The 19,387-nt window shown below is 69.1% G+C and carries 21 protein-coding genes; 11 read left to right on the forward strand and 10 right to left on the reverse strand.

The features are described 5' to 3' along the window. Window positions 1-43 precede the first annotated feature (43 nt). A complete protein-coding gene (locus EIZ44_RS45815) occupies window positions 44-583 on the forward strand; it encodes an amidase family protein (RefSeq protein ID WP_240691511.1) in 540 nt (179 codons plus the stop codon). Here EIZ44_RS45815 and EIZ44_RS36060 read toward each other — a convergent pair. Next, complete coding sequence (locus EIZ44_RS36060) at window positions 542-1,399, reverse strand: alpha/beta fold hydrolase (protein ID WP_134733585.1); 858 nt, start codon at window positions 1,397-1,399, stop codon at window positions 542-544. The genes EIZ44_RS45815 and EIZ44_RS36060 overlap by 42 nt on opposite strands. 54 nt (window positions 1,400-1,453) lie before the next feature. Here EIZ44_RS36060 and EIZ44_RS36065 point away from each other — a divergent pair, with 54 nt between their 5' ends. Beyond that, entirely contained in the window at window positions 1,454-1,990 is a 537-nt protein-coding gene (locus EIZ44_RS36065) for a CGNR zinc finger domain-containing protein (protein ID WP_205673412.1), read from the forward strand. Here EIZ44_RS36065 and EIZ44_RS36070 read toward each other — a convergent pair. Genes EIZ44_RS36070 through EIZ44_RS36080 form a run of 3 tightly spaced genes read right to left on the reverse strand, consistent with a single transcriptional unit; the run spans window position 1,966 to window position 4,770 of the window. Continuing rightward, window positions 1,966-2,847: an oxygenase MpaB family protein gene (locus EIZ44_RS36070; protein WP_134733656.1), complete on the reverse strand. Its 882-nt coding sequence runs from the start codon at window positions 2,845-2,847 to the stop codon at window positions 1,966-1,968. The genes EIZ44_RS36065 and EIZ44_RS36070 overlap by 25 nt on opposite strands. A 1-nt stretch (window position 2,848) precedes the next feature. After that, complete coding sequence (locus tag EIZ44_RS36075) at window positions 2,849-3,427, reverse strand: TetR/AcrR family transcriptional regulator (protein WP_037807509.1); 579 nt, start codon at window positions 3,425-3,427, stop codon at window positions 2,849-2,851. Beyond that, a complete protein-coding gene (locus EIZ44_RS36080; protein ID WP_134733589.1) occupies window positions 3,394-4,770 on the reverse strand; it encodes an amidase in 1,377 nt (458 codons plus the stop codon). The genes EIZ44_RS36075 and EIZ44_RS36080 overlap by 34 nt, the downstream gene beginning before the upstream one ends. A gap of 66 nt (window positions 4,771-4,836) precedes the next feature. Here EIZ44_RS36080 and EIZ44_RS36085 point away from each other — a divergent pair, with 66 nt between their 5' ends. Further along, window positions 4,837-5,442, forward strand: coding sequence for a DinB family protein (locus EIZ44_RS36085; protein WP_167754380.1), 606 nt, complete (start codon window positions 4,837-4,839; stop codon window positions 5,440-5,442). Between the two features lie 48 nt (window positions 5,443-5,490). Beyond that, window positions 5,491-6,519, forward strand: coding sequence for a D-cysteine desulfhydrase family protein (locus tag EIZ44_RS36090; RefSeq protein WP_134733593.1), 1,029 nt, complete (start codon window positions 5,491-5,493; stop codon window positions 6,517-6,519). On the opposite strand, the gene EIZ44_RS36095 is transcribed toward EIZ44_RS36090, so the two are convergent. Together EIZ44_RS36095 and EIZ44_RS36100 are read right to left on the reverse strand one after the other, a co-directional pair. Next, entirely contained in the window at window positions 6,497-7,180 is a 684-nt protein-coding gene (locus tag EIZ44_RS36095) for a DUF998 domain-containing protein (protein ID WP_037807517.1), read from the reverse strand. The two genes, EIZ44_RS36090 and EIZ44_RS36095, sit on opposite strands and share 23 nt — an antisense overlap. Before the next feature lie 59 nt (window positions 7,181-7,239). Continuing rightward, window positions 7,240-8,004: a PP2C family serine/threonine-protein phosphatase gene (locus EIZ44_RS36100; protein ID WP_134733595.1), complete on the reverse strand. Its 765-nt coding sequence runs from the start codon at window positions 8,002-8,004 to the stop codon at window positions 7,240-7,242. Between the two features lie 471 nt (window positions 8,005-8,475). Here EIZ44_RS36100 and EIZ44_RS36105 point away from each other — a divergent pair, with 471 nt between their 5' ends. Then, window positions 8,476-8,685 (forward strand): hypothetical protein, encoded by a 210-nt coding sequence (locus EIZ44_RS36105; RefSeq protein WP_009071860.1) that lies wholly within the window; start codon window positions 8,476-8,478, stop codon window positions 8,683-8,685. Further along, the gene (locus EIZ44_RS36110) at window positions 8,685-9,218 is read left to right on the forward strand and encodes a Clp protease N-terminal domain-containing protein (RefSeq protein ID WP_134733597.1); all 534 of its coding nucleotides are present in this window, start codon (window positions 8,685-8,687) and stop codon (window positions 9,216-9,218) included. The genes EIZ44_RS36105 and EIZ44_RS36110 overlap by 1 nt, the downstream gene beginning before the upstream one ends. On the opposite strand, the gene yczE is transcribed toward EIZ44_RS36110, so the two are convergent. Continuing rightward, window positions 9,215-9,856, reverse strand: a complete 642-nt coding sequence (gene yczE, locus EIZ44_RS36115; RefSeq protein WP_134733599.1) for a membrane protein YczE — start codon at window positions 9,854-9,856, stop codon at window positions 9,215-9,217. The two genes, EIZ44_RS36110 and yczE, sit on opposite strands and share 4 nt — an antisense overlap. Before the next feature lie 61 nt (window positions 9,857-9,917). Here yczE and yczR point away from each other — a divergent pair, with 61 nt between their 5' ends. Next, window positions 9,918-11,357 (forward strand): MocR-like transcription factor YczR, encoded by a 1,440-nt coding sequence (gene yczR / locus EIZ44_RS36120; protein ID WP_037807524.1) that lies wholly within the window; start codon window positions 9,918-9,920, stop codon window positions 11,355-11,357. Window positions 11,358-11,795: 438 nt separating this feature from the next. On the opposite strand, the gene EIZ44_RS36125 is transcribed toward yczR, so the two are convergent. Both EIZ44_RS36125 and EIZ44_RS36130 read right to left on the reverse strand, forming a co-directional pair. After that, window positions 11,796-13,235, reverse strand: coding sequence for a hypothetical protein (locus tag EIZ44_RS36125; protein ID WP_134733601.1), 1,440 nt, complete (start codon window positions 13,233-13,235; stop codon window positions 11,796-11,798). 441 nt (window positions 13,236-13,676) lie between these two features. After that, window positions 13,677-14,843, reverse strand: coding sequence for a pyridoxal phosphate-dependent aminotransferase (locus EIZ44_RS36130; protein ID WP_134733603.1), 1,167 nt, complete (start codon window positions 14,841-14,843; stop codon window positions 13,677-13,679). Between the two features lie 29 nt (window positions 14,844-14,872). On the opposite strand from EIZ44_RS36130, the gene EIZ44_RS36135 reads away from it, so the two are divergent. Next, entirely contained in the window at window positions 14,873-16,171 is a 1,299-nt protein-coding gene (locus EIZ44_RS36135) for a DUF445 domain-containing protein (protein WP_037807530.1), read from the forward strand. A 1,216-nt stretch (window positions 16,172-17,387) separates the two neighbouring features. On the opposite strand, the gene EIZ44_RS36140 is transcribed toward EIZ44_RS36135, so the two are convergent. Further along, the gene (locus tag EIZ44_RS36140; RefSeq protein WP_134733605.1) at window positions 17,388-17,855 is read right to left on the reverse strand and encodes a CGNR zinc finger domain-containing protein; all 468 of its coding nucleotides are present in this window, start codon (window positions 17,853-17,855) and stop codon (window positions 17,388-17,390) included. 94 nt (window positions 17,856-17,949) lie between these two features. Here EIZ44_RS36140 and EIZ44_RS36145 point away from each other — a divergent pair, with 94 nt between their 5' ends. From EIZ44_RS36145 to EIZ44_RS36155, 3 genes are read left to right on the forward strand one after another with little or no spacing between them, the layout of a single operon-like run. Beyond that, complete coding sequence (locus EIZ44_RS36145) at window positions 17,950-18,318, forward strand: VOC family protein (RefSeq protein ID WP_134733607.1); 369 nt, start codon at window positions 17,950-17,952, stop codon at window positions 18,316-18,318. Between the two features lie 33 nt (window positions 18,319-18,351). After that, window positions 18,352-18,717, forward strand: a complete 366-nt coding sequence (locus EIZ44_RS36150; protein ID WP_134663643.1) for a TFIIB-type zinc ribbon-containing protein — start codon at window positions 18,352-18,354, stop codon at window positions 18,715-18,717. A 1-nt stretch (window position 18,718) separates the two neighbouring features. Then, window positions 18,719-19,360, forward strand: a complete 642-nt coding sequence (locus EIZ44_RS36155; protein ID WP_134733609.1) for an AAA family ATPase — start codon at window positions 18,719-18,721, stop codon at window positions 19,358-19,360. The last annotated feature ends 27 nt before the right edge of the window (window positions 19,361-19,387 follow it).

Here is a 19,387-nt window from a genome sequence, read left to right on the forward strand (position 1 = left end):
CCGGTGCGGTGGTGACGGAGATCGAGATCGACTGGCGCTCGCCATGGTCAAACAGGCCTTGTGGGCGCACTTCGGGACCGGTTTGGCCGCCGAGGTCTTGGAGCTGGACCGGCAGAACCCGGGCGTCATCACCCCGTACTGCCAGGCTTTCGCGCGCAAAGGCGTCGAGAACATTGTGGACGCGGAAACCGGCCGCGCCGTCGAAGCGGCGATCCGAGAACGCCTCGACGCGGTGTTCGAGCGGTTCGACGCACTCATCGTGCCGACCCTCGGTGCCACCGCGTTCGCCGCTGGCGAGGACTACCTTTCCGAGCAGGTCGTGGTCGATGGTGTTGCGCTGGAACACTTTTCGGACGCTTCGCTCACTCCGGCGTTCAACGTCGGCAGTGAACATCCGGTGCTCGCCGTGCCGTCCGGTTGGGCGAGCAACGGCGTGCCGACGGGGGTCCAGGTCGTCGCGGGCAAGTACGACGACGGCACGGCATTCCGCGTCGGCGCGGCGATCGAGCGGACAGTGGGGGCCGGGTTCGCACGGATTCCGTTAGCTGGCCAGGAATTCCCGCAGATGCGTCACGACCTGTAAGGGTTGTTCCTCGGGGAGGAAGTGCCCACAGTCGTCGAGGCCGATGCCGGTCACGTTGTCCGCGTAGTCGCGCCAGATGTCGAGCGTGGGCAGGCTGCCGAGCAGTCCGGCCTTGCCCCACATCGCCAGTACTGGCTGGGTGAGGCGTTTCCCGGCGGCGTAATCGGCGTCGTCCAGTTCGGCGTCGTCCGGGAATGAGGCGCGGTAGTCGTCGAAACCGGCTCGGAGCGCGCCGGGGGCTTCGAAGGCACGCACGTATTCGGCGACGTCCTCGGCGGGCAGCCCGTGGCGTTGGAAGGTCCAGCGCTCGAAGAAGTACCCGAGGTAGGCGGCGATGTTCTGCCCGGCCAGCAGTTCCGGCAGGTCTGGCTGGAGGTGGAAAAGCCAGTGCCAGTACGCCTTCCCGAGGTCCCGGTCGAGGCGGCGCCACATCTCTCGCGTCGGCGCGATGTCCAGCACGGCCAGCCGTTCGACCTGGTCCGGGCGGTCGAGCGCCCACCGATGAGCGACGCGCCCGCCGCGGTCGTGCCCCGCGACTGCGACCCGGTCGAACCCGAGCTGTTCGGCCAGCTTCGCGACGTCGGCGGCCATCGTGCGCTTGTCATAACCGGTGCGGGGTTTGTCGGTGCGCCCGTATCCGCGCAGGTCAGGGGCGATCACGGTGTACGCCTCGGTCAGCGGTCCGGCGACGCGGCGCCAGCAGTGCGACGTCTGCGGCCAGCCGTGCAGGAGGAACAGCGGCGGGCCGTCGCCGCCGCGGAGGTAGTGCATGCGCAGGTCGGCTACTTGGGCCATGGCTGCTTCTAACCGGCTCATGGGGTTAGACGGTAGCGCGCGTTCTCACCGGTTTCAATGGTTAGAATGAGCGGCATGGATTGGGTGTTCGACGCTGGACGGCCGTGTCTGCACCTGGTGAACACGCTGCGCTCCCGGCATCTTTCGGAAGGCATCGAGCTGCTGACCGGCCCGGACGCACTGGCGGAATGGCTTGAGCTGGCCGGATTCGGTCGTATGCCGGTGACTGCCGCCCAGTTGGCCGCGGCAAAAGACCTGCGCGAGGCGGTGAACCGGCTGCTGACCGCCAAGCCGCTGGTTGCCGACGTCCGCCTGGTCAATGACGCCCTCGCAGCTGCCCCCGAGCCGGATCGGCTGCTGTTGAAGGACGGTGTGCTGCAGCGGGAAGCGCCCACTCCCGCGGACCCGATAGCGACGGCATTCGCGGTGCTGGCCGCCGACGCCGTCGATCTCGCTACCGGTGCAGAAGACATCCGCATCTGCTCGGCGGACGACTGCGGCTTGCGATTTGTCGACACGTCGCCTCGCCGGACGCGCCAGTGGTGCTCGATGTCGCGCTGCGGGAACCGGGCGAAGGCGCGGGCGCACTACGAACGGACGAAGAACCGATAGGCCCACGGGTGCGCGCGCAGCCACACATTCAGCTTTCCGACCACTCGCATGGGGCGGTGGGCGCGAGACTTTCCCCAAGTCGCGGTCGCTGTGGACAACCCGGCCGTAGTGGGCGGGGTTGTCGGTGGGGGCGGATAGACTGGACAAGGGCCGTCCCCCGGAGGAGGGCGGGGGGCTGCGCTGGCGGGGCCGGGGCGAAGGGGAACGTCCGGCGTGCGGATCAGGAACAGCTGCCCGGTCGAGTATCCTTTTTGGAGCTTCGGCCACCGGCGGTCCGACATGCGGGCGAATGGTTTCCCTGCGGTGTCGATGGTCTCGAACAGCGTGCTGATCGTCTCGTTCGGACCGAACCCGGCGATCGTCTCCCGGTAGTACCGCTCGAACTCCGGCCACGTCGGCGGCAGATCCCGCTCGCGGACGCCGAGGATCCGGCCGATGCCGCACATCTGCGCGTAGTACTCGTCAAGCTCCGAAGTGGACATCGGGCGGCCGAAGAACCGTTGTGCGTCAACGGGAGCCATCACCAGCGTCGCGTGCACCCATGCGTACGCGCCAGGATCGAGCGCGCTGTATCGACGGCCATCGGCGATACCGGTGAACGAGCGGTGCAGTTTCCGCAATCGTTCGGCCTCGAATTGCGCGCCCTTTGTCCCGCCGTAAACGTAGATCGACAGCGAAGCGACGGTGCGCATCAGCCGGGTCCACGGATCCTCGCGGTAGTCCGAATGATCCCGCACCCCGGCCGCGACGACCGGATGCGCGACCTGCAGTACGAGCACCTGTCCCGCGAGCAGCGCGTCGCGGAAGTCGCCGAAATAGCGCCAAGCCGCGGTACCGCGAACGACCGGCGGAGCCACGTCAGCCTCGCGCACCGTGCAGCAGCATCATCAACGGCTCGGCAGCCGGAACGTCCGTGCCGGTCGCGAGGCGGCGCAACTGCAGCCCGGCGATCAGCGCGACCACCGGCCCGGCTACTCGTTCCGGCTCCGGCAGGCCGAGTGCGGTCAGAATCGTAATGGCCAATTCGTCATATGCCGCAAAGCATTTCGCGGACGCTTCGTGCAGCCCGGGGTCGCGCGCGGCTTGCAGGTACAGCTCGTGCGGCGCGAGTTCGTCCGTGCCGAACGGCAATTGCTTGATTACGTGTTCCACGACGGTCGCCGCTTGTTCGAGGCTCAGCCCTTGTTCCCGGTACGCCTCGACAATTCCCGCCAGTTTCGCGGTTTCCTCCTCGGCGAACAGCAGCATCGCCTCGCGCAGGAGCTCGGTCTGGCTGGGGAAGTGATAGGTCAGCGTGCCGAGCGAAACCCCGGCAGCGGCGACGATGCGCCGGTTGGTGAGCCCGCCGACGCCCTGTTCGCCGACCACCTTCAGGGTGGCGCGAAGAATCGCGTCGCGAGTGGTCACCACCCCGGCTCGGGACGTCGGTCCGGCCACCGCTGCACCTCTTCCAGTTGCGCGGCAACGGAAATCAGCCGCTCCTCGGAATGCGACGGGCCGAGCAGCTGGGCGCCGAGCGGCAACCCGTCCGCGGTCAGCCCGGCGGGCACGTTCACCCCGGGCCAGCCCAGCACGTTCCACGGCCAAGCGTACGGGCACGCGGCGATCATCGACTGGTCGGTCTGCCAGCCGGAAAGCCCGTCGAAAGACCCGATCACGGGCGGCGGAGTGGCGGTGGTCGGCGTGAGCAGGACGTCGATGTCGCCGAACACCCCGCCGATCCGGCGGCGCAGCACCGGTTCGAGCGCGCGAGCGAGTTTCAGCGCGGGTCCGGCGAGAAGGCCGCCTTGCTGGGCGTTGCTGCGGGTGCGCGGGTCGAGCGCGGACGGCTCCGGTACGCGCCTGGCCCAATCGCGCACGCCGGTGAGCGAGCGCGGCAGGAAGGTGAGACCGATCAAGCCGTATCCGGGTTCGACCGGCACGATCTCGTGGCCCAGCCCCGCAAGCGTCTCGGCGGTCTGGCGCACCGCCGATTCGACCACTGGGTCGAGCCTGGTTTTGGTGGCGGTAAAGGGAATCCGGGTGGAGAGGCCGATCCGCAGCCGTCCCGGTTCGCGCTGGGCGGCGGTCTGGAACGAGGTGCCAGTGCCCGCGGTGACGTCGAGCAGGGTGGCCGCGTCGGCGACCGTCCGGGCGAGTGGGCCGAGCACGGTGAGGCCGTAGAACAGTTCGCTGCCGGTCGGGATCCGGCCGCGCTGGGTTTTGATGCCGACCAGTCCGGTCCACGCCGCCGGGATGCGCACCGATCCCGCCCCGTCCGACCCGAGCGCGGCGGCCACGATCCCGGCCGCCACCGCCGCGGCGGATCCGCCGGACGACCCGCCCGGCGTGTGCGCGGGCTGCCACGGATTGCGCGTCGCGCCGAAGGCGGTGCCCTCGGTGAACGGCCATTGGCCCAGCTCAGGCGTGTTGGTCTTGCCGATGATGACCGCGCCGGCCTGCTTGAGCTTCGCGACCGCGGGCGCGTCCGCCGTCGCTGCCGGGAACTCGCCCGGGCAGCCGAACGCGGTCGGCAGGCCGACGATGTCCACGTCGTCCTTGATCGCGACCGGCACCCCGAGCAACGGCGCGCGGTCACCGTCGGCGCGGCGCTGATCAGCGGCGGCGGCCTCGGCGAGCGCGGCTTCGTCGCGCAGCACGCGGAACGCGTTGAGCACGGGTTGGCTCGCGTGCGCCCGCTTGAGCGCGAGCTCGGTCAGCTCCACGGCCGTGACCTCGCCGGATTCGAGCGCGGCGGCTTGGGCGGCAAGGGTCGTGAACTCGGTTGTCGCGGAAGGCATCGGCGGCTCCCCGTTCTCTCGTTCGCTCGAACGAACGTATCACGGCGACGGCCGGGAAGTTCGGGCATGCTCGGAGTCGTGATCGACGACTTCGCGAAGGAGTACCTGCACAGCGACCTCAAAGAGGTCCGGCAGACGATGCTCCGGAAGCTCGACGGATTGTCCGAGTACGCGATCCGCCGTCCGCTGACCTCGACCGGCACCAACCTCCTCGGGCTGGTCAAACACCTTGCGGTCGCCGAGGCCCGGTACTTCGGCGAGGTTTTCGGCCGCCCGTTTCCCGAGCCGGTTCCGCGCTGGGACGACCTCGAACAGCGCGGCCGCGACCTGTGGGCGACCGAGCACGAGACCCGCGAGGAAATCACCAGCCGCTACCAGCGCGTCTGCGAACACTCCGACGCGACGATCGCCGCTCTCGCCATCGACGCACCCGGCCACGTGCCGTGGTGGCCGCGGCCGGACGTGCTGCTGTTCAACGTCCTTGTCCACATGTTGACCGAGACCAATCGGCACGCCGGGCACGCCGACATCCTGCGCGAGCAGCTGGACGGTGCGGTCGAAATGGACTTGGAAGCCATGGCCAAACGCGGCCGGGACGCGGCCTTCTGGGAGGCGCGGCGGGCCGAAATCGAGCGGGCGGCGAGGGCCGCGGATCCGGCCACGGCTGGATAAAGCCACCTAAACTGCCCACCATCAGCCCCGCCAGCGCACGGAGGATCGATGACGTTCGACTTCGCCCGGTTTCCCTCCTTCGACGGCTTTCCGCGCGCCGGCCTCCACCACGGGCCGACACCGCTGGTCCCCGCGCCGCGGCTGGGCGAAGCGCTCGGCATCCCGCGGCTGCTGCTCAAGCGCGACGACGTCCATCCGCTCGGCGTCGGCGGCAACAAGTTGCGCAAACTCGACTTCCACCTCGGCGCGGCGCTCGCCGACGGTGTGGACACCGTGATCACCTTCGGCGCGCTGCAGACCAACCACGGCCGTCAGACCGCCGCGGCGTGCGCCCGGCTCGGCTTGCGCTGCGAACTGGTGCTGACCGCTGAGGTGCCGCGCTCCGGTGACGCGTACGAACGGTCCGGCAATGTCCCGCTTGACCTGCTCTTCGGCGCGCGGGTGCACGTCTGCGCGTCCGGCGAGGAATCGGCCGCGACGTACGAAGGGCTGGTTGCCGAAGCAGCGGACGAAGGCCGGAAAGTGCGGACGATCCCGGTCGGTGGGTCCGACCCACTCGGTGTTCTTGGCTATGTGGATGCCACCCGCGAGCTCGCTGCCCAGCTGGTTGAGCAGGGTCTGGACCACGCCCGAATCGTGAGCCCGCACGCCAGCGGGGCCACGGCGGCCGGACTGGCGCTCGGCACGGAGCTGCTCGGTTCGCTGGAGGTGGATATCGCCTGCGTCAGCCATCCGCTGAACGAGGCTGTGGACAACTTGTCCCAGCTCACCGCCGGGGCCGCGGAGTTGCTTGGGTTCGACCCACCGAAGCTGGCGCACGTGTGGCTCAACGACACGACGATCGGCGAGGGCTACGGCATTCCGGCGTCGGGGACCTGGGAAGCGATCCGGTTGTTCGGCCGCACCGAAGGCGTGGTGCTCGACCCGGTCTACACCGGAAAAGCCGCCGCCGCCCTGGTGGAATGGGCGGCGGCGGGACGGTATTCGCCTGAGGAGACCGTCGTGTTCGTGCACACCGGCGGTCTTCCCGGATTGTTCGGTTACGCGTCCGAGTTCATGGCCGAGGCGCGGAAGTAACGAGCACCGCGGCGCGAGCGGTTTCGGTCCGCACCGCGATCCGGAGCAGGACCAGCAGCAGGGCGACGTTCGCGATCAGCGTGAGCCGCTGCGTCGCGCCCACCGGCAGCACCTCGGTGAGCGCGTGGAACGGCTGCACCCCGGCTTCGTCGAGACGGACGAACAGGAAACTCAGCGCGAACAACCCGACCGCGGCGAGCCCGAACTTCAGCCAGCGCACCACGAACACGCGCTCCGCCGTGCCGCGCAACGGTTCCAGCATCGTGATCGCCGCGCCGGGCAGGCTCGCGAACGCGATCAGGCACGAGTACAGGTGGATGTCGCCGCTGAGCGGATTCGGGCTTTGCGGGTAACTGGCCGGAAAAACGGCGGCGACCGCCAGCCCGACCGCCCACAGCATGAGCAAAGCCTTGGTGCTGAACGTCATCGGCACTCCGCCTGCGATCAGCGCGCCGAGCACCGCGAGCGATCCGACGGCCACCGACAGCACGCTCGCCCCGAGCATGCCCTCCCCGCGGTCGGTGATCGTGTAGCTCGAAAGCGTGTCGTAGATCGGGTCGTGCGAGCTGATGATGTGCAGCACTGTGATCGTGAACAGCCCCCAGGCGATCGCAGCGAGCGCGGTCAGGCGCCATCCCCGGACGCCTCGTGTGTTCCCCATGTAGCCAGATTGGCGGTTCCGCGGCGTTTCGTGATCAGGGAAAACCCCTGATTAAGCCCCTACCCCGAGAAGTCGGCGAGGACGAGCACCTGATCGTCGTGCCGTTTGGCGCGCGGCCAGCGGACGGCGTGCGGATCGTCGTTTTCCGCGGCGCGTACCGCGTCCAGTACTGCTTCGGGGCCCTTGTTTTTGGCTAGCTGCAGGACTTCTGGCCAGGTGAAGAGGCCGTATTCGTCCACTCCGATCGCTACGCCGTCGGTGGCGATGAGGACGGCGTCGACGGCTGCGCGGGGCCAGCTGCGGCGGACTGCTTTGTGTGCCGCGGCCGGGTCGGCTTCGGCTACCCAGAAGCCGTCTTCGGCGTTGCGTCGTCGGCGGACGTCGGCGCTGGTTTGCAGGAGGCCGTTGTTGCGGAGGGAGACTAGGCGGTCGTCGGCGACCACGTCGGTGCCGAACTGTCCAAACGCGACGATGGGGCTGTCGGCCAGGACCAGGGCTTCTATTTCGTGGTCGTTCCAGCGGAGGATCGAGACTGTGCTGGAGGGGGCGTTGCCTGGGGTTAGGGCGTTGTCCTCGGCTACGGCGGTGATTGCGGTTGCCAGGGCTTGGCTGAGGTTTTGGTGGGGGGCGGTGCGGAGTTCGTTGGCCAGCTGGTCGCGGAGGAGGTGGGCGTACCAGCCGCCTGGGGGGAGGTCTGGGCTCGGGGAGGTGGCTCCGTCCAGGACCAGGATTGCTTGGTCGAGGAGGGCGATGTGGTCTTCGGTGGGGCGGGGGTTGCCGTCGGAACCGACTCCGGCTCGCTCGGCGGTCGAAATCTCGGGCACTGGTCGACTGTAGCTCGGGTTGTTGTTCGGGACTTCTCGTCGCCTGGCGGCGACATCGCTTGGTGGTTGCGTGGGGCACCCCGAAGTTTGATTGTGCTGACGGTTCGGGGGTGCTTGTCAAGGCGGGAAAGATGCCTTGACAAGCACCCCCGAACCGCAGGGAGGCTTCGTATCGGGGTTGGGGGAGGGGCTGGGTGCCTCGCTCGTTGGGTGCATCGGTGCGGCTGGGTGCCTTGATGGTTGGGTGCTGCGGTTGCGGTTTGGGTGGGGGTTAGCGCCCCAATATGGCATTGGGTGCATGTGGCGCACCCAATGTGGCGTTCGGTGCATCTGACGCACCCAATGCCGCATTGGGGCGCATCGCTGGCTCACCCGCCCTGTCAACTCGGGTTGACAGGCGCNCGCATCGCTGGCTCACCCGCCCTGTCAACTCGGGTTGACAGGCGCCGTGTGTCAACCTAGATTGACATCATGACGGAAGCGACGGATTTGGCCGCTCGCGCTGGTGATCGGGATCCCCGGGTGGGGCTTCGGGCGGTGGCTGCGTTGAGGCGGTTGCTTGAGCAGTTGGAGGCGGTGCAGGTGCGCAGTGCGCGGATGCACGGCTGGTCTTGGCAGGACATCGCGGCCGAGTTGGGGGTCAGCCGGCAGGCCGTCCACAAGAAGTACGGGAGGCATTGATGTTCGAGAAGTTCACCCATGACGCCCGGAGAGCGGTGGTCGAGGCGCAGGCCGCGGCGCATGAGGCGGGGGCTCGGGAGATTTCCGCGCAGGCGGTTTTCGCTGGGTTGGCGCGGATCGAGAACGGCGAGGCCGTGCGGTTGTTGCGAGATCTCGGGGTGTCGCGCGAGGACGTCTTCGCTGAGCTTGCCCGGGTGCGCCGCCGTGGCGGGATCAGTGACGCCGATGCCGAGGCGCTCACCGAGTTCGGCATCGACGTCGATCAGATTGTCGAGCGGGTCGAGCAGACGCATGGGCCGGGTGCGCTTGCTCAGGCGAGCCGGCCCACGCGGCGCAATCATCTGCCGTTCACTGAGGACGCGAAGAACGCGTTGCAGATGAGCGTGCGGGAGGCGCATGACCTCGGCGACAAGCATTTGGGGCAGGAGCACCTGCTGCTCGCGCTCGTGAAACAGCGCGGTCCGGTGGCGGACTTTCTCGCGGCACGCGGGATCGATTATCCGGCGGTCCGGCAGGCCGTCGGCAAGCGCTAATGCTGTTCTTGCTGGTCCGCCCCGGTGCGCCACGTGACCAGCGGGAGCAGGGCCTGGGTCAGCGGGCCGATGCTGAGGGCGTACAGCACGGTTCCGACGCCGACCGCGCCGCCGAGCAGCCAGCCCGCGGCCAGGACGAGTACCTCGATGCCGGTCCGGACCAGGCGGACGGACCAGCCGGTTCGGGCGTGCAGGCCGGTCATCAACCCGTCTCGGGGGCCGGGGCCAAGGCGGGTGCCGACGTACACCGCGGTCGCGACGGCGTTCAGGACTACGCCGCCGACCAGCATCAGGATCTGCCAGACGAGCACGTGCTGGTCGGGTAGCACGGCGCGCACCGCGTCGACCGCCACCGCGATCACCGCGATGTTCGCGACGGTTCCGATGCCGGGGCGCTGCCGCAGCGGGATCCACAGCAGCAGCACGAACACCGCCACGACGGCGCTGATCGTGCCGAACGTCAGCCCGGTGATCTTGGTCAGGCCGTCGTTCAGCACGTCCCACGGGTCGAGTCCGAGGCGGGCGCGGGTGAGCATGGCCATGCTCGCGCCGTAGAGCGCGAGGCCGGCGAGCAGCTGGACACCCCGGCGCGCGGGGGCTCGGCGGATGCTGAGGGGACTGAGGTCGGTAACTGCCACTTCTCCACTATTGGCGCCAACTGGCCTGGTATGCCATGGCCAATGCGCGATAATTGGCCTTATGGAACCTCTGGGCGGCCGCATCTCGGGACGGCGATTGGCCATATTGCTGGGGGAATGGCGGCAGCGTGGCTCCCGGCAGGGTGCGACCGATCTCGCCGCGGCGGTCGAGTTGCACGTGCTCGACGGGCAGTTGCCGATCGGCACGCGGCTGCCCGCCGAGCGCGAACTCGCCGACGCGCTCGGGGTCAGCCGCACGTTGATCGGGGCGGCGCTCGATCGGCTTCGCGCGGACGGTCTGGTCGCCAGCCGTCGCGGGGCTGGGTCGTGGGTGGCGGGTGTGGGCAACCGCGACGAGGCCGAGGCGGTCCGGGATGACCTTCTCGACCTCGCGCGGGCCGCGCCGCCCGCTGTGCCTGGGCTGATGGCCGCGTTCGACACCGCGCGGCGCGATCTGGTCGAGTACGTCAGCGGAAACGGCTATCTCACCGGCGGACTGCCGCGGTTGCGGGAGCGGATCGCCGAGCGCTACACCGCGCGCGGCCTGCCGACGTCGCCGGACCAGGTGCTGGTGACGTCCGGTGCGTACTCCGCGTTCGTCCTCTGCCTGCGGATGCTGAGCGGGCCCGGTGACCGGGTTCTGCTTGAGCAGCCGACGTATCCGAATGCCATCGACGCCGTCCGCGCGACGCACGCGTTGCCGGTTCCGGTCGCGCTCGATCCGGTGCGCGGATGGGATTTGCCGGGGATCGAGGCCGCGCTGCGCCAGGCCGCGCCCCGGTTCGGCTACCTCGTGGTGGACTTCCAGAATCCGACCGGGCTGCGCCTCGACGCGGCCGGACGGGAACGGCTCGGCGGGCTGCTCGCCCGGTCGCGGACGCCGGTCGTGGTCGACGAATCGTTGGTGGAACTGGATTACGAGGGCGATCCGGTGGACGGTCCGCCGCCGCTGGCCGCGTTCGGCGGGGATCTGGTGCTGAGCGTCGGATCCGCGGCGAAATCGCAGTGGGGCGGATTGCGGCTGGGCTGGATCCGGGCGTCGACGGATTTGCTCGATCGACTGCAGTCCTCCCGGTTCGCGGTCGACCTCGGCGCGCCGGTGTTCGACCAGCTCGTGCTGGCCGCGCTGCTCGAACCGGAAGGCTACGACGTGCTCGCCCGGCGGCGGGCGGAATTCCGGGAGCAGCGGGACATCACGGTCGCGGCACTGCGGAAGTACTGTCCAGAGTGGACATTCCAGGTGCCTTCCGGCGGACTGTCGCTGTGGTGCCGGTTGCCGGAACCGATGAGCACGCGGCTGGCGGTGTCGGCGGCGAACCACGGGGTGCAGATCGCGCCCGGGTCGAGGTTCGGGGTGCACGGCGGGTTGGAACGCTGGCTGCGGCTGCCGTTCGGGCTTCCGCGCGAGCAATTGCCGGAGGCGGTGCGGCGGGTGAGCGCGGCGGCGGCTTCGGTGCGCGGCTGCGCGGACGTGCCCGCGGAACGGATTGCGGTGACCTAGCGCGGTTTTTCGTCTCCGAAAAATGAACAGCCGGTGCACCGGATGGGATCCAGCCACTCCAGGGATGGTGGCGGTCACCTGTCCGGCGCACCGGCCGATCGTCCGAGGCGCTTCCCGGCACAGCCCCTCGAAGTGCCGGGAAGCGCCCTCGGTTCAGGCGGGCTTCGGTTGGCGCAGGCTTTCGCTCGGCGCGGTGAGCGAAAGCCTCCGGAGCACGCCCGTGGTGGGTCCCGGCGCCGCGGGGGCAGCGCGGCGCCGGGACCAGGACCCGATCCGGCCGGGCGCGGTCGGCCGGTCGGGAAGTGCGGTCATGGTTCAGCCCCTTGATCGAAGTAGCACTGGTGCGAAGGGGTGAGTCCGGCGCAGCGAACGGGCGCGCGCGATCAAGAAGTTGATCTTGAGGTGGACGGAGCTCTCCCCGGATAACCGGTTGGAGGGTCAGTCCGGGGAGGTGGTCGGCAGGGCGGCGTCCCTGCCCGCGCCGTCGACCTCGTGGTCGCGGCTGACGCCGATGAGCTTGAGCTGAGTGACGGTGTCGCCGTCGCCGGCCAGCGCGAACAGCTGGCGCAGACCGCCGTGCCCGTCGTGTCCCGGCGAGACAGTCGACGCGGGTGCGGCAGGCGCGGCCGGAGCCGAAGGAAGACCTTCGCCGCCGCCACCGCTGCTGCCGCCGCCGGCCTGGCTGCGTTCCTTCACCGGCGGCGCGGGCTGGGTCTCCTGCTTCGCGGCGGGCTGCGCGGCGAGGACACGGGCGGGCGCGGAGTGGACGACCGGCGCCTGCTTGCTGACCTGCACGACAACCGGCGCTTCCGGCTCTTTCGCCAGCTTGCCCGCCGGGACGGAGACGCTGACCGACCCGCTGGCGACCGGAGTCGGCTCGACCGGGGCGACCGGCGGCTCGACAACCCGGACCGGCGCGGCGTCGATCACGGTGTCGACCGAGGTGACCGTGGTGTGCAGGGTGGTGTCGACGGTGTCGTTGACGGTTCCGAGGATGCCGTCGAGGAGCCCCGGGTGGCCGGTTTCGGGGCTGCCGAGGAGCCCGCCCAGGAGGCCCGGGCCGGAATCGTGGCTGGTGCCACCGAGAAGGCCGCCGAGGAGCCCTTGCTGCGGCTCGGGTTCGCTGCTGATGCTGCTGAGCAAGCCCGGCTCGGGCTGGCTGCTGGGCGAACCTTGGCTGGGCTCGTTGCTGGTGCTGCCGAGTAAACCCTGCTGAGGTTCGGGATTGGTGCTGCTGGGCTTGCTGCTGGGCAGACCTTGCTGGGGTTCGGGATTGGTGCTGCTTGGGCTGCTGGGCAGGCCCTGCTGGGGTTCGGCGCTGGGCGAACTCTGGCCGGGCTCGCTGCTCGGGCTGCTGACCGGCTGAGTGGTCGCGTCGGACGCGGGGTCGCTCGCCGGTGCGTGGTGTTTCGCCGCGCCCGGGCTCTTTGCCTTGGCTGGCTTGGTGATCTTGGTCGAGGGCCGGGTCACCGCGATGCTGGTGTGGTGGCCCGGGCCGTTGCCGGACACAGCGGCCGGACGGAAGCTCACGTCCGGCCGGTAGTCGTCGGCGGAGATGTGGAACCGGTGCAGCGAGGCGCGTTGCGTGCCGGGCATGGCCCAGGTGAGGGTGCCGGACGTGGCCGTTCCGGCGTAGCGGTGCTCCGGTTCGGTGTCGGGAGCCGAAGCGGCCGGGCGGTCGATGTGCTCGTCCGCCGCCGCGTTCGCCTGCGACAACGCCGCGCCGAGCAGCCATCCGGCCAGGGTGAGTCCGCCGGCGACGGCGATCCGGGCGGCGGGCCGGGCGATCGGAGCAGCCCAGGCTCGGGGCCGTCGTCGCGCGCCCGCGCGCGCGAAAGAGGAGTTCCGCTCGGTGCGGTTCGAAGCGCGGTCGGCCATTCCGAGCAGCGCGGGACCCGCGTTCCCAAGTGGACTGAAGCCGGACGCCACGGGATGTGCGAGGCCGCGCGAATGCGCCATGCCGGTCACGCCACCACCACCGTCCGCGCCTGAAGCTCGTGCCACCGCACGAGACTGATCTTGCTGGGGCTGTCTTCCGGCCAGGTCGCAGGTCCCCCGGGGCTGCCCTCTTTCTAGCACCGGACGCGAGTGTTTCATCTCTCCCGCGCTCGATCCACCCCGTAAGGCGGAACGTCCGCACCGGCTCTGGTGTCCGATCCGCCTTAGTCGATCACACTGCGTCGCCTCAACCGGGCCAGATGCGGCCATCCGGGCGGCCCGTCCGCGGCGCGAATTCGGGCGTTGACCCGATGTTTCGGCCACCGCGACACGCTCGGTATCTCGTTCCCGCAGGGGCGAACCGGGCCCGGGCGCCAGTCGTCAGACGAGTTTCCGCAGGCGTTCGACGGCTTCGTCGATCACCTCGTTGCGCTTGCAGAACGCGAACCTCAGCAGATGTTTCCACTCGTCCGGGTGATCCGTGAACACCTTGACGGGTACCGCGGCGACTCCGGCGCGTTCCGGAAGCGTCCAAGCGAGCTCGGCGGCGTCCTCGAAACCGAGCGGACGCACGTCAGCCGTCACGAAGTACGTTCCCGCACTCGGCCGTACTGCGAATCCCGCATCGGCAAGACCAGCGGAAAGCCGATCCCGCTTCTCCTGCAGGCTCGCGCGCAGGTTTTCGACCCACTCAAGCTCGTTGTCGAGCGCGTACGCCACGGCCGGCTGCAGCGGCCCGCCGGAGACGAACGTGATGAACTGCTTCGCCGCCTTCACCGCGGCCACCAGCTCCGGCGTCGAGCAGATCCAGCCGATCTTCCAGCCGGTGCAGTTGAAGGTCTTGCCCGCGCTCGAAATCGCGACGGTCCGCTCGCGCATCCCGGGGAACGACGCGAGCGGCAGGTGCTCGGCGCCGTCGAAAACGAGGTGCTCGTAGACCTCGTCGGTGACCGCGATGAGGTCGTGCTCCACGCACAGCCGCGCGACCTCCTCCAGTTGTGCGCGCGAAAACACGGTGCCCGTGGGGTTGTGCGGCGAATTCAGCAGCACCGCGCGAGTTTTGGGCGTGATCGCGTCGCGGAGTGCGTCGAGGTCGAGTTCGAGCTGTCCGTTCTCGGTTTCGACCAGCCCGATGACGCGTCGCTGCGCGCCCGCCATCGCGACCGCGGCGCCGTACGAGTCGTAGTACGGCTCGACCACGATCACCTCGTCGCCAGCCTCGGTCAGCGCGATCAGCGATGCCGCGATGGCCTCGGTCGCACCCGCGGTGACCAGGATCTCCGTGTCCGGGTCGTAAGTGGCTCCGTAGCGCTGGCGGTGCCTGCTGATCGCGGCGCGCAGCTCCGGACGGCCCGGCCCGGGCGGGTATTGGTTGTCGCCGCCGAACAGGGAGTTCTTCGCCGTTTCGAGCATCCCGGCGGGCCCGTCGGTGTCCGGGAAGCCCTGGCCGAGGTTGACCGCGTCGTGCCGGACGGCGAGCGCGGTCATCTCCGCGAAGACCGTCGAGGTGAACGGGCGGAGGCGGGGGACGAGAGCTGGTTCACGCACGAGAACGCATCCTCACGGACAATGGCGGTGTGGAGCAACTCACCCCTGCCAAGGTCACGCCCGCGGATCCGCCCGGCGGCACCGCCGGCGAAGAGGCGAAACGGCGCGGCCTGCGGAAGATGAAGCTGGTCGCGCTGTCCTTCCTGCTCGGCGCGACGATCGTGTTCCTGCTGACGAGCTGGGCGGAGTCGGCGGGCTGGAGCGGCTGGGTCGGCTACGTGCGCGCCGCGGCCGAGGCGGGCATGGTCGGCGCGCTCGCGGACTGGTTCGCGGTGACGGCGCTGTTCCGGCATCCGCTCGGACTGCGGATCCCGCACACCGCGATCATCCCGAACAAGAAGGACGCGCTCGGCAACAGCCTCGGCGAGTTCGTCGGCTCGAACTTCCTGTCTCCCGACGTCATCCGCGACAAGCTCCGCCGCGTCGAGGTCGCGAGCAGGCTCGGCGGCTGGCTCTCGCAGCGCGACAACGCGGAACGCGTGACGTCGGAACTGGCGACCGTCGTGCGCGGCGCGGTCACGGTGCTCCGCGACGAGGACGTGCAGGCGATCATGGAGCAGGCCGTGGTCAAGCGCGTGATCGACAAGCCGTGGGGCCCGCCGCTGGGCAAGATCCTGGCAGGCGTTTTCGAGGACGGCGCGCACCACAAGCTGGTGGATTTGATGTGCGACCGCGCCTACGAATGGGTCCGGGACAACCACCAGACGATGCTGCGCGTGGTCTCGGACCGCGCGCCGAGCTGGTCGCCGAAGTTCGTCGACGAAATGCTGGCGGACAAGGTGTACGGCGAGGTCCTGACGTTCGCCTGGGCGGTCAAGACCGACGTCAACCACCCGATGCGCCTGGCGCTGGACAAGTTCCTCGGCGAGTTCGCGCAGGACCTGCAGACCGACCCGAAGACCATGGAGCGGGCCGAGCAGGTCAAGGGCCAGATCGTGAACCACGGCGAAGTGCAGAAGCTGATCGGCAACGCGTGGGCGACGGCCAAGGAGATGCTGCTGAACGCCGCGGAGGACCCTTCCAGCGAACTGCGCCAGCGGGTTCGCGGAGGCCTGGAGTCGCTCGGCAAGCGTCTGGTGGACGACCCGTCGATGACGTCGAAGGTGGACGGCTGGGTCGAGAGCGCGGCGGTTTACCTGGTGACCCACTACTCCCGCGAGATCACGACGATCATCACGGACACGGTGGAGCGATGGGACGCCGAGGAGACGTCCCGGAAGATCGAACTGCAGGTCGGGAGGGATCTGCAGTTCATCCGGATCAACGGGACTGTGGTTGGTGCGCTGGCTGGGCTGGTGATTTACGCGGTGGCGCAGCTGCTTTTTTGAGGTTGTTGCGCTGTGCGGGCGGTGGGTTGGCCGCGGTGGCTGGGGTTGGGGGCGGCTGTCGGGGCGGAGTTCGCCTGCTCGCGGCCATCAGCCAGGGGACGTCGGCAGCGGTTGCCGGTTGGGTTGCGGGCGGCGTTTGGCCGCGGGAATCCGCCTGCCCGCGGTTGGCGATTGTCTGTACTGGCCTGGTCCGGCCGGTGTCATTCGAGACGGCGCGGTTGCCGGTTGGCAGTCGGGTCTGTTGCGCTGACCAGCGCGGTTGGGGCTCGCACGGATGCCAGTTGCGGTCGGGAGTGCTGGCGCGTCCGGCGCTGTTCAGGACCGCGCCGCTGTCGCCCGGCGGCTGCCTGTGCTGGCCCGACCGTGTCGTTCGCGATTGCTCGGTTGTCGCCTGGCGGCTGCCAGTGTTGGCCTGACCGTGTCGTTCGCGATTGCGTGGTTGCCGCCCGGCGGCGGGAATTCGATCTCTCCCGGCTCGCAGCCCGCGGGTGGCGGTGCTAGCCCGGCTGGTGCGGTTCGGGATTGCGCGGACGTCGTTCAGCGGAGGGGATTCGCTCGCTCTCAGCGCGGCGGTTTCCGCCGGGTGGCTGGCCTGTCGGGTGCGGTTCGGGAGTGCGCGGTTGCCGGTCGGTTGTAGTTGGGCGGCTTGGCTTGGCGGGTGCGTCTCGGGATCACGCAGCTGCCGGTCGGTGATTGGCTGATCTAGTCAAGCCGGGGCGGCTCAGAGTGGTGCAGTCGCCGCACGGTGGTTGGCCGTGTTGGTCTGGTTGGTGCGGTTCAGGGTGGCGTGGTTGCCGCGCGGCGGTCGGCTGACTCGGTCGCGGCGGGTCGGGGTCGCCGTTGGATCCGGGCTGGCACTCGACGCGGGATTTTGTTGTGGTTGAGCGGAATTCGCCAGCGAGCCAGTGCTCGATTGGTCACCGCGAAGCTCCGTGGGTGGCGGCTCGAAAGCGCGGGTGTCCCGGCGCTTCGGGTGCAGTGCCCTCCGTGGTTCTCCTCGGCCTCGACTGGCTGCGGCGGGTGGTCGGTCGGATGCGCGGCGTCCTATACCACAGCCGTGGCTTGTTCAAACCAGTTGTCCACAGGAAGCTGAGTTATCCCCGGGGTTATCCACAGGAATTCACGGTGATGGCCTAATCGCTGTCCACAACTTGTGGGGATCCGGGGCATCTGCACGTGCACATGTGGTGTGTGTGGACAAGTTGTCCACAGGGGGTCAGTTGTGCACAGCCGCCGTGCGGGCGCGCCAGGAGCGGGCTTTTTCGCGGTTTCCGCAGACTCGCATCGAGCACCAGGTGCGGGAGCGGTTGCGGGATTCGTCGAAGAAGGCCCACAGGCAGTCGTCGGCGGGGCAGATTTTCAGGCGGACCCAGTCGCCGCGGATGGCTAGGCGGGTGGTCGCGGCCAGGGTCGCGGTGACGGCGTCGGGGGTGAGCAGCGTCGGGCCGGTTTCGGTGAGGGTGAAGCGGAGCGGGACGTCCAACGTGGTCGCGGGCAGCCGCGGATCGCCGACGGCGGCGCGCAGGCTGTCGCGTACGGCGCGGGCTTCGGCGGGATCGTTCGGTGACACGTCGTGGTCAGCGGCCCACTGTCGCCAGAGCTCCGGATCGTCCAGCAGGTCGTCGCCCTGTTCGATGTCGACGGTGTTCAGGAAGGCGACCACCAAGGAAGCGTCGGTGTGCACCTGCCCAGTGTACGGGCGATATTGGTTGCGACCTGGCTCACTAACCTCCATACTACATTTACTGGTTACGAGACTAGGAGAGGATGGCCGCAACATGGGTGCGATTCCGACTTTCGGCGGCGTTGCGTTCGACTGTCCGGACCCAGGGGCACTCGCCTGGTTTTACCGCTCCCTGCTTGAGTGGGACGAACCTAAGATCGCTCCGGACAACCACTGGGCCACGCTCGTCGACCCGCGCGGCGGCGTTCGGCTGGAATTCCAGCGGGTGGCTGATTACCGCGCGCCCGAATGGCCGTCGCAGGACAAGCCGCAGCAGGCGCACCTCGACCTCGACGTTCCCGATCTCGAGGCCGCTCACCAGCGCATTCTCGGGCTGGGCGCGAAGCTGCTCGACGATTCCCCGGAGACCTTCCGCGTGTACGCCGATCCGGTCGGCCACCCGTTCTGCCTCTGCGCCTGCTGACACGGCGCGGCGAATCCGCGTAGGGTCGGCTGCGTGATTTGTCCGAAGTGTCAGAACATGATGCGCACTGTCGACAAGAACGGCGTCCACATCGAGCAGTGCGACGGCTGCCGCGGGATCTTCCTCGACCGCGGCGAGCTGGAGCAGATCGCCGGTGCCGAGAGCGCTTTCTACCGGCAGCAGCCACCGCCTTACGGCCGTCCCGATTCGCCGCGCCCTTATCAAGGCGGGCACTCGGATTCGCCCCGGCCGTACCGGGGTGGGCACGCCGATTCGCCGCGCCCGTACCGAGGCGGACACGCGGACTCGCCGCGGCCGTACCGCGGTGGCTACGGGGATTCGCCGCGCCCGTACGGCGGACGACGCAAGCGCAGCTTCCTCGAGAATCTCTTCGACTGAGTTGTCCACCGTTCCAGTAGCGCTTGACCTGCGGATCTGTCCGGCCTGTGGCGACCGTGCGAGTTGTCCACAGGTCGAGGCGGACCTTCTGCGGTGTGTGGAGTGCGGACACCGGTGGCAGTTCCGGCGGCTGCCGTTGTTCGCGTTGACGGGGCCGAGCGCGGGCGGCAAATCGACAGTCGGGCCGAAGCTGGCGCAGCGGTTGGCGGGTGAGGCCGTCGTGCTAGAGCAGGACGTGCTGTGGACCGGCGCGCTGCAGGACGACGTCCCCGGCAACCCGGCGTTTCGCGGGGCCTGGCTGCGGATGGCGGCGATGCTGCACCAGAACGGACGGCCGGTCGTGCTGTGCGGGACGGTCGCGCCGCAGGAGCTGGAACCGTTGCCAGAGCGCGTTTTCTTCTCGGATGTGCACTATCTGGCGCTGGTCGCGGACAACGAGACCCTCCGGCTCCGGCTGCGCGCCCGGCCGGCGTGGCGGGAATGGGACGAGCCGCGGATCGAGGAGATGCTCGAGTTCAACCTGTGGATACGCGGGCAGGTCGAGTCCATCGACACGACGGAGGCTCCGCTCGACGACGTCGTTACGGCGGTGGAGAAGTGGGTCCGGGCCAGAATTGGGTCGGACCTAGGGACTGGCGCGTGAGTTGGGTCGGACCTAGGAATCGGCGCG

Origin of the sequence: Amycolatopsis nivea, assembly GCF_004522235.1 — a bacterium.
GTDB classification, from domain to species: domain Bacteria; phylum Actinomycetota; class Actinomycetes; order Mycobacteriales; family Pseudonocardiaceae; genus Amycolatopsis; species Amycolatopsis nivea.